The sequence below is a fragment of the Mycobacterium sp. NPDC050551 genome, assembly GCF_040674075.1.
Taxonomy (GTDB): Bacteria; Actinomycetota; Actinomycetes; order Mycobacteriales; family Mycobacteriaceae; genus Mycobacterium.
Genome location: NZ_JBFARC010000009.1, coordinates 1 through 10,384, shown reverse-complemented (window position 1 = coordinate 10,384; position 10,384 = coordinate 1). Strand labels below are relative to the sequence as shown.

The window sequence follows — 10,384 nt, the reverse complement described above, 5'->3', positions numbered from 1 at the left end:
CAGCGATCCGCGCGTCATCGGCAGTGAGCACCACCACCTCATGACCAGCGAACCGATCCGCCAGATCCGCAGTCGTCACCACCGCCACCGGCGCAGCATCACCCAACACGAACCTGACCCGGGCATCAGGCACCGCCGGATCCACCGGCACATACGCCGACCCCGACTTGAGCACCGCAAGAATCGCCACGATCGCCTGCGCCGACCGCGGGAACATCACCGCCACACACCGACCCGGACCCGCACCCTGACCGATCAACAAATGCGCCAACCGATTCGACGCCTCGTCCAACTCCCGATACGACACCGAACGACCCTCGAACGTCAACGCCGGCGCCAACGGACGACGCACCACCTGCGCCCCGAACAACTCCGGAACCGTCGACCCCACACCAACCGACCCACCCAACACCGCACGGTTCCCGACCGCATCCAGCCACGTCCGCTCGGCGGCGTCCAGCACGTCGATCGACGACACCGGCACCGCCGGATCCGCGACCATCGCCATCAGAACGCGTTCCAGCCGAGCGATCATGGACTCGACCGTCGCAGCGTCGAACACATCGGTACGGAACTCGACCTCGCCCGCGAGCCCCGCCGGCTGACCCGCCTCGGTGAACCGCTCGGCGATCGAGAACGTCAGATCCATCCGGGCGGTGTGGGTGTCGATGGGCATCCGGGTGACCTGTACGTCGCCGAGTGCCAACCCCGTCAGGTCGTCGTCCTGCCCGAACCCGTTCTGCCACGCCAACATCACCTGGACCAACGGATGGTGCGCCCGCGACCGGACCGGATTGAGCCGCTCCACCAGCACCTCGAACGGCACGTCCTGATGGTCGTAGGCGGCCAGACTGCGGCTCCGCACCTGGCCCAGTACATCGGCCACCGTCGGGTCGCCACTCAGGTCGACGCGGAGCACCAACGTGTTGACGAAGAAACCGATCAACTCATCCAGTGCCGGGTCATTGCGGCCGGCGATCGGGAATCCCACGGCGACATCGGAACTCGCCGACAGCTTGCCCAGCAGCACCGCGAGGGCGGCCTGCATCACCATGAAGCCCGTCGCTTCATGGGCGGCGGCGACCGCGTGCATCCGCTGCTGCAATTCCGCAGGCCACTCGACCCTGAGCGTCGCACCGCGTTGGTCGGCCACCGCGGGGTACGGCCGATCCGTGGGCAACTGCAGCCGCTCGGGGAGGTCCGCGAGCGCACCCTGCCAGTAGGCCACCTGCTCGGAAATCCGGCTCTCAGCGTCGTCGAGGTCACCCAATTGCGCACGCTGCCACAGGGTGTAGTCAACGTACTGCACCGTCAACGGCGCCCACACAGGGGCGTGCCCGACACTGCGTGCGCCGTACGCCCGACTCAGATCAACCACCAGCGGCCCGATCGACACACCGTCGGCCGCGATGTGGTGCACCACACCGATGAGCACGTGCTCGTCCGAACCGACGCGCAAAAGTGTTGCCCGTACCGGAATCTCACGGCTCAGGTCGAATGAATGCCCGACAGCCGACTCGACGGCGCGGTCGAACTGTGGCGCCGACCAACCGGCGGCATCCACCACCTGCCAGCCCACCTCGACCCCGTCGGCCGCCCGCACCTCTTGGCGCGGCACCCCGTCGACGGTGGAGAACACCGTTCGCAACGACTCGTGCCGCCTCACCACATCGACGAACGCCGTGCGGAGCGCCTCGACGTCGAGTGGTCCGCTCAGTTGCAACGCGACCGCCATGTTGTAGACCGGTGAGGGCCCGTGCAGCTGATCGAGGAACCACAGGCGGTTCTGCGCGAACGACAACGGCACCACCGCCGGTCGTTCCGCCACCGCGGTCAACGGCTCCACCCCGCGATCGGCGGTTCCGACGCGGGTCGCCAGATCCGCCACCGTCGGCGCCTCGAACAGCACCCGCACGGGCAGGCCGACATCCAACGCCTTGTTCACCGCCGCGATGACGCGCATCGCCGACAGTGAATCCCCGCCGAGGTCGAAGAACGAGTCGTCAACTCCGACCGGGCCGACGCCGAGCACCTGGGCGTAGATCCCTGCCAGGACCTCCTCGACGGCATTGGTGGGCGCGCGGTAGAGATCGGTGTCGCGGTATTCGGGGGCAGGGAGCGCCCGGGTGTCGAGCTTGCCGTTGACCGTCAAGGGCAATGCCTCGATCAGCACCACCGCCGCAGGAACCATGTAGGACGGCAACCGGTTCGCCAGCAGCGTTCGGGCCTTGCCCACGTCGAGATCGCCGGTCACGTAGCCGACCAGCCGCTTGTCGCCGGGACGTTCCTCCCGTGCGATCACCGCGGCCTGGTCGACTCCGTCCAAGTCCGCCAACGCGGCTTGGATCTCGCCGAGCTCGATCCGGTAGCCACGGATCTTGACCTGCTCGTCAGCGCGACCGAGGTACTGCAGCTGTCCGTCGTCCCCCCAGCGAACGAGGTCACCGGTGCGGTACATGCGCGTGCCCGCTGATCCGAACGGGCATGCCACGAAACGTGATCCGGTCAGCCCCGGCCGGCCCACGTAGCCGACGGCCACCCCGTGGCCGGCGACGTACAACTCGCCGACGACCCCGCGGGGCACCGGCCGCATGAAGTCGTCGAGCACGAACAGCGCGGCCGTCGAGACGGGCGCGCCGATCGGCGGCGAGCCCGAGCCGGCGGCGAGCGGCGCGCTGATCATGACGACCATCGTGGTCTCGGTCGGACCGTAGGCGTTGAGCATCGCCCGGCCGGGGGCCCACCGATCCACCACCTCGGGTGGGCAGGCTTCACCGGCCACCACGAGGGACGCCGAGCCCACGCCTTCGGGCGACAATGCTCCCACGGCGGACGGCGTCTGGGTCAGCACACTGACCTGCTCGTCGACCAACAGCGCTTGAAAGTCCATGGGCGAGCGCGCTATCGCGTCGGGCACCACGACAAGCCGCCCACCGTGCAGTAGCGCACCCCAGGTCTCCCACACCGAGGTGTCGAAGCTGTAGGAGTGGAACTGCGTCCACACCCCCGATGTCGGCAGATACCCGTCGAGGACCTGCACCAGCTGGGTGACGTTGTGATGGGTCACGGCGACGCCCTTCGGCGTCCCCGTGGTGCCCGACGTGTAGATGAGATACGCGATGTCATCCGGTTCCGGCGCCCGCAGCGAGGTGTGCGGAAGTCCGCCGATGGCCGGATCCTCGACGTCGACGACGACGCCCGCGAACCCGTCGAGCCGCTCGGCCAGCTCGGCGGTGGTGACGGCCGCCACCGGCGCGGCATCGCCGAGGACGAACTGCACGCGTGCATCGGGATGCGCCGGGTCGATCGGCACGTACGCCGCTCCGGTCTTGAGCACCGCAAGCATCGCCACCACGGAGTCGGCAGACCGATCGATCAGCAGAGCGACCCGCTCACCCTGACCGGCACCGCGCTCGACCAGGAAGTGCGCCAGGCGGTTCGACGCCTCGTCGAGTTCCCGATACGTCACCGAGCGGGTCTCGAAGCTCACCGCCACCGTCTCCGGCGCGCGCCCCACCTGGGCATCGAACAATGCCGGGATCGTCACGCGCGGTGATGCCCCGTCGGTCAGGACGGCACGGTTGCCCAGCGTGTCGAGCTGGGCACGCTCGGAGGCCTCGAGCACGTCGATCGACGACACCCGCAGATCGGGATCGGACGCCATCGCGGTCATGATGCGGTCGTGGTGTGCGATCAGGAGATCGATACCTGCCGCAGAGAAGACATCGGTGTCGTACTCGACGCGCAGACGCAGGGTTCGGCCCGGAATAGCCTGCACCGCAAGCGGATAGTGGTTGTACTCACGATTGGCGACATCGGTGACGACCAACCCGTCGGCACCCAGCCCGGCACTGGCGTCCAACGGATAGTTCTCGTAGACGAACATCGTGTCGAACAACTGATCGTGACCGGTGAGCCGGTGCACCTCCTGCAGGGCCAGGTGCTGGTGCTCCAGCGTTGCGTTGTGATCCTGCTGGAGCGCGGCGATCAGCTCGCCGACAGTCGTCGTCACATCGATTCGGGCCCGGACCGGCACGGTGTTGATCAGCAGCCCGATCATCGACTCGGCTCCGGCCACGTCGTCGGGACGCCCCGACACCGTGGTGCCGAACACCACATCGCGCTGGCCGGTCAGAGACGCCACCAGCATCGCCCACGCGGTGTGCAACACGGTGTTCACGGTCGTCTGGCGGGAACGCGCCAGCCCGCTCAACGCGTCGGTGAGTTGCTCGGACACCTCGACCGATGTCACCGCACGCGGGCCCGACACCGTTCGGCCCGGCTGGCCGACCAACGTCGGGGTGTCCACTCCGGTGAGCAGCTTCGCCCACGCGGCGCGCGCCGCGTCGAGGTCACGCCCCGCCAGCCAGGACAGGAACCGGCGATACGGTGCTGCCGTGGGCAACCGGTGCCCGTAGTAGCCGGCGAAGATCTCCTGCACCAACAGGGGCAGCGACCACCCGTCGATCACGATGTGGTGCATCGTCAGCACGAAACGATGCCGGCCGGGAGCCATGTCGATCAGCGCGGCCCGCAGTGCCGGACCGTCTTCGAGTGAGCAGACCGCCGCCCTCTCGGCGCGGCACAACCGATCGACCTGTTCGTCGCTGTCGAATGTGACGTCGCGCCAGCTGATCTCGGGCTGTGCCGGGATGATCTGCACCGGCTCGTCGTACCGCTGGCAGAATTGGGCGACCAGGTGAGGGTGACGGTGCACCACGGCGGTCACCGCTTCGCGCAGCCGGCCGCCGTCGAGGTCGCCCTCGAGCGTGAGATCGAGCTGCAACGCGTACAGTTCGTCGGCGCCGTCACCCAGCGCGGTCGCGTGGAACAGGAGTCCCTGCTGCAGCGGACTCAGCGGCAGGATGTCGGCCACGTCGAACCGCGTGACGACCTCATCGAGGTCGGACTGGCTCAACCGGGCCGGAAGGATGTCCGACGGCGTCAATCCGCCGGCACCCCGACGCACCGATGCGCAGATGCCGGTCAGCGCCTCGAAGAACAGCCGGGACAGCCGCTCGATCTCGCTCGCGTCGAGAACCGTTGCGGCCCAGGTCCACTGAGCCCGCAACCGCGGGCCGGTCTCGGTGTCGACAGTTGCGGCATCGAGGTCGACCGTGTGCATCAGCGGGGTCGGCACCGCGCTCGCCGAGGCAGTCAGTTCCACCGCGTCGGGATCGATGCGCCAGAGGTTGTCGGGTAGGTCTCGCCCGCCGAGCCGACCGAGGTAGTTGAATCCGATCACCGGATCCGCGCCGTCGAGCTCGACGCCGGGATTGAGGTGGCGCAGCAGTCCGTAGGTCATCCCGTCGGGCAGGGCCCGCAGCTGCTCCTTCGAACGTTTGACCACGCCGTCGAGCGCAGGCGCACCCTCGACCACGTCCGACCACGACAACCCACTCGACAGCGCGACCGGGTATCTGGTGGTGAACCAGCCCACCGTGCGCGACAGGTCGAGCCCGTCGGCCAGTTCCTCGTCGCGGCCGTGCCCTTCGACGTCGACACCGATCATGCTCGCGCCGGCGCCGAAGAACTCCGCCCACGCCAAACCGTAGGCAGTCAACAGGATGTCCTGGATCCCGGCGTGGAACGCCGCGGGAACCTCACCGAGCAGCATCCGGGTGGTCTCGGCATCCAACTCCACCGACGTCCGCCCCGCCGTGGCGAACGTGTCCCGCTCAGGGTGCGGGGCCGGCAGGGCTGCCGGGATCGCCGTCACTCGCCGCCAGGCCTCGGCATGGGCCACCACCGCAGGGTCGTGGGCCAGCTCGGCGAGCACAGCCGACCACCGGCCGAACGATGTGCCGCCGGCAGGCAGTTCGACCGGCTGCCCGCTCTGGCGCTGCGCCCAGGCGATGTTCATGTCCTCCAGCAGAACTCGCCACGACACACCGTCAACGGCGAGGTGGTGGACGATCAGCATCAGCTGTGCGGTGGAACTCGACCACACCGCGCGCAGCATCATTCCCGCGGCTGGGTCCAGCCGCATCCGCGCCGCCGCCACCACCTCGTCGGTGAGCGCTTCGACCGACTGCAGGCACTCCGACGCCTCGACCGTGCCCGGCGCGGGAACCTGAAGTGCCCAGCCGTCGGCGCGCAACCGGAGCATCCCATGCCGATCGAGAAGCGCCCGCAGCACAGCGAGAACGTCGGCCTCGCCGACCTCCGCCGGCGCCTGTAGCACCATCGTCTGGTTGAACTGATCCACCGGTCCGTCGACGTCGCGGAGCCACGCCATGATCGGAGTCAGCGCAACGGGCCCGACCCCTTCGTCGGCCACGGCACCGTTTCCGTCAGCCGCTACTCCGGCAACCCCGGCCAACCGCGCAACGGTCTGTTCCACGAACACATCACGCGGCCGGCACAGCACCCCGGCCGCTCGCGCGCGCGCCACCACCTGCATCGAGGAGATGCTGTCGCCACCGAGCTCGAAGAACGAGTCGTCCACCCCGACCCGTTCCAATCCCAGTACCTGAGAATAGATTCCGGCGAGGATCTCCTCGACCGCATTCGTCGGAGCGCGGAACCGCTCGGCGTCCTGGTACTCCGGTGCGGGCAGCGCACGCTTGTCCAGTTTGCCGTTGACCGTCAAGGGGAACGCCGCCAGCACCACAACGGCCGTCGGCACCATGTAGGCAGGTAGCCGCTCCGCCATCACCGCACGGGCATTGGCCGGATCCACTGTCCCGGTGACATATCCGACCAGCCGCTTGTCGCCCGGGCGGTCTTCGCGGGCCAAGACCACCGCTTGCTGCACACCGTCGACGGCGGCCAGCGCTGCGCCGACCTCGCCGAGTTCGATGCGGTATCCGCGGATCTTGACCTGCTCGTCGGCGCGGCCCAGGAACTGCAACTCTCCGTCGGCACTCCAGGCAACGACGTCGCCGGTGCGGTACATCCTCATTCCGGGCGCGCCATACGGGCAGGCCACGAACCTCGACGCGGTCAACCCCGCTCGGCCCACATAGCCGAGGCCCGCACTCGTCCCGGCCACGTACAGATCGCCGACGACACCAGCGGGGACCGGCCTCATCCAGCCGTCGAGCACGAAGAACGCCAGGTGCACCAAAGGGCCGCCAACCGGGCTCAGGCTGTGCTCGGTGTCAGCGGCGACGATCTCCCGGAAGGACGCGTGCACCGTCGTCTCGGTCGTCCCGTACAGATTGAGCAGGCGCGGCGATCCCGCGGGATGGTTCTTGAGCCACGGTCGAAGTCGTTGCGGCTCCAGGGCTTCCCCGGCGAAGATCACCGCCTCCAGGCTCAGCTGTCGGCCCCGCTCGGGCTGCAGAGTATCCGCGGTCTGCAGCGCGTAGAACGCCGACGGAGTCTGACTCAGCACCGTGACCCGCTGGTCGACCAGCAGGGCGTGGAAGTCTTCCGGTGACTTCGCCACCGCCTCGGACACCACGACCAGCCGCCCGCCGAACAGCAGCGCCCCCCACATCTCACAGACCGAGACGTCGAAAGCCAGTGAATGCCACTGTGACCACACCTGCTGCGACATCTGCATGCCGGCTTCCAGTGACCGCATCAGTTCGGTGACGTTGCGGTGGGTGATCGCCACGCCCTTGGGCACACCGGTCGTACCCGAGGTGTAGATGATGTAGGCGAGGTCGTCGGCCGCAGGAGTCGGCAGCGCCGCCGTCGACGCGGACTCGATGCGTTCGTCGCCCAGCTCGATGACCGGGAGGTCCAAACCGTCCAGGCGGGAACGCAACTCGGCGGTGGTCACCGCCGCGACGGGGCCGGCGTCGCTGAGCATGAACTGGATGCGTGCGTCCGGGGCTGCGGGATCCATCGGGAGATACGCCGCCCCGGTCTTCAGCACCGCCAGGATGGCCACGATCGCATCGGCCGACCGCGGCGACAGCAACGCCACGAGTGTTCCGGCACCGGCGCCCTGTCCGGCCAGGACGTGAGCCATCCGATTCGACGCTTCGTCGAGTTCGCGATAGGTCATCGTGCGGCCCTCGAACGTCAGCGCCGCCGCATCCTGATGCCGCGCGGCCTGTTCGGAGAACAACGCAGGAATCGGCGCCGTGGCGGCCGTGGGCTGCGGTAGCACCGCCCGGTTGGACCACGCGTCCAGGCGCGCGTGTTCGTGCGCGTCCAGCAGTTCCACTGACGCCAACACTCGCTCCGGCTCGGCGACCATCGTCGCCAGTACCTGCTGTAGCCGGTCCAGCAGGTCGGAGTCGCTGAAATTCGAGAATGGTTGTCCACCACCCGATGTGCTGAAGAGGAGGTCCTCGCCCGCGGTGGAGAAGATCAGTCCGAAGCTACCGAGGGGGCCGGTGTTCGTGTACGACGCCGTCGCCTTGGCGCCACCGAAGGACAACGAGAACGACGAAGGCAGGAAGTTCACACCCACCCGACTGACCGTCTCGCCCGGATTACGCGAATGGGCCTTGCGTTCAAGCGCATGCACCGGGAACCGCTGATGGCGCACGTTGTCGCGGATCCGACCGTCGACGTAGCGACAGAAGTCCTCGACCGACGAAGCCGCAGGAACCTGCAGCACCAGGGGGACGATCCCGGCGACCATCCCGGGCAGAGTCCTCAACTCCGGGTCGACGCGCCGGTTGACCGGAAAGTCCAGAACGACCTCGGACTGGCTGGCGCACCATCCGCGCACCAGCAGCGCACACGCCGCGGTGACCAGCGACGACAGCGGCACGTTCCACGCATCCGACATCGCTCGCACGCGGGAGATCAGGGCGGGGTCCACTCGAGTCGGCACGGACGCCGTGGAACGATCACCGCCGCTACCGGTTTCGGGCAGTCGGGGATCCGGCCCGTTCTCTCCGGGCAGGTTCTGCACCCAGTAGGCCTCGTCCTCGCGATACGAGTCAGAGGTCTCATAGGCGGTTTCACTGTCGATCAGCGTCTGCAGGGAGCCGAACAGCGCGGTGGGAATCGGCTCGCCGGAAACCGCGGCGGAGTACACCGAGGCAATCCGCTGACCCGCGAGTCCGAGTGCGAATCCGTCGATGACGATGTGATGGCAGCACGCGAACAGTTCGTACTCGTCCGGCTGCGTCTCGAACAGCGCGAATCGGAACAGCGGACCGGACAACGACATCGGTGCGCGCCTGATGGACTCCGCCAGCTCACGCGCCTGCTGTACGCCGTCGACCGCGTCGGTCAGATCGAAGTACTCGAGCTCGAAGTCCGGGTCATCGACCACCCGCTGCACGACTTCGCCGTCCACCTCGTCGAAGACAGCCCGGCCCGGCTCGACCTCGCGAACGACGCGCCGGATCGCCCACTCGAGAGCACCCTGGTCGACGGCGCCCTCGATACGCACGAACAAGCCGAGCTGCCAGTCAGCGCTTGACTCATCCGCCTCTTGCGCCAGCCAGATGTCGAGTTGCCCACGCGTCAGCGGAAGCGCGTGCTCCGATGAATCCATTCAACCTTCCCCACTAAGACCCCCGCCCTGGTGAACGCCTGTCAGGCGCGGTCCGCCAGTCGGTCACGCAGACTCTTCGGCCGGATGTCCGGCCAGTTCTGCTCGATGTAGTCCAGACACGCCGCCCGGTCGGCCTCGCCGAAAACCACCCGCCATCCCGCCGGCACATCGGCGAAGGAGGGCCACAGGCTGTGCTGCTCCTCATCGTTGGTCAACACCAAAAAGGTGCCATTCTCGTCGTCGAACGGATTCACGCTCACTAGACCCTCCATACCGTTTGCTCGACTCTGTGGAATCGTTCCAAATGCTACTGGAGCCCAGCAAGGTCAGCAGAAGTTTAGACGAAGTCTTAGACGCCGCCACAGCTCATCCACATCGCAGAGATTACCTCGCCCAGATTCGAATGAAACGCAGTGTGCCCTCGTCAGAGACGTTTTCGCACAACGCAACAAGACGCCACGCCAACCGGACGGTCCCGAGGACCCGTCATCGCGCACTTGCGCCAGCAAATTTGTTCTCGGGGCCGACGGCCGAACGCAAGATAGCTGGAATCCTGCTGGATCGAGTAACTAGCTGCACTTGACGAGCGATTGCGCGCGAAGCCCAATAGCTGAATTCACTCGTCGGTGTCGAAGTCGGGCGTCGCGACGCCGCGATCGATTGCGGCGACGGCAACATCGTCAAAGGGCATGCTCGGGCACCGCCGCGTCCGGCCGAACGCGCCGTTGTGCACCATCGGGCACCGTTGTTGACGGGTCGCCGCTCCCTCATACCGCTCCGGTCTGGCACCACCACACCCTCGCATCCGGCGCCCCTGACCGTACGGGCAACCACCGTCGGCTACGCCCTCGTCGATGCGAGTTAGCTGAATGGTTGTCGGGTGTTCAGAGGTGTTGGGTGAGGGTGTTGATGGTGGGTGCGTTGATGATGGTGGCCAGGGGGAGGTTGCGGTTCAGGGTGGTGTTGATGGCG

General features: G+C 67.5%; 2 protein-coding genes. Both read right to left on the bottom strand.

The window, feature by feature from the left end; all coding sequences use genetic code 11:
• A partial coding sequence (locus AB0K11_RS27735; protein ID WP_364984853.1) for an amino acid adenylation domain-containing protein occupies positions 1–9,412 on the bottom strand: 9,412 nt, incomplete at its 3' end.
• A gap of 41 nt (positions 9,413–9,453) precedes the next feature.
• Positions 9,454–9,672 carry an MbtH family protein gene (locus AB0K11_RS27730; protein WP_364984851.1) on the bottom strand — a complete coding sequence of 73 codons (219 nt, stop codon included), beginning with the start codon at positions 9,670–9,672 and terminating at the stop codon, positions 9,454–9,456.
• Positions 9,673–10,384: the final 712 nt, after the last annotated feature.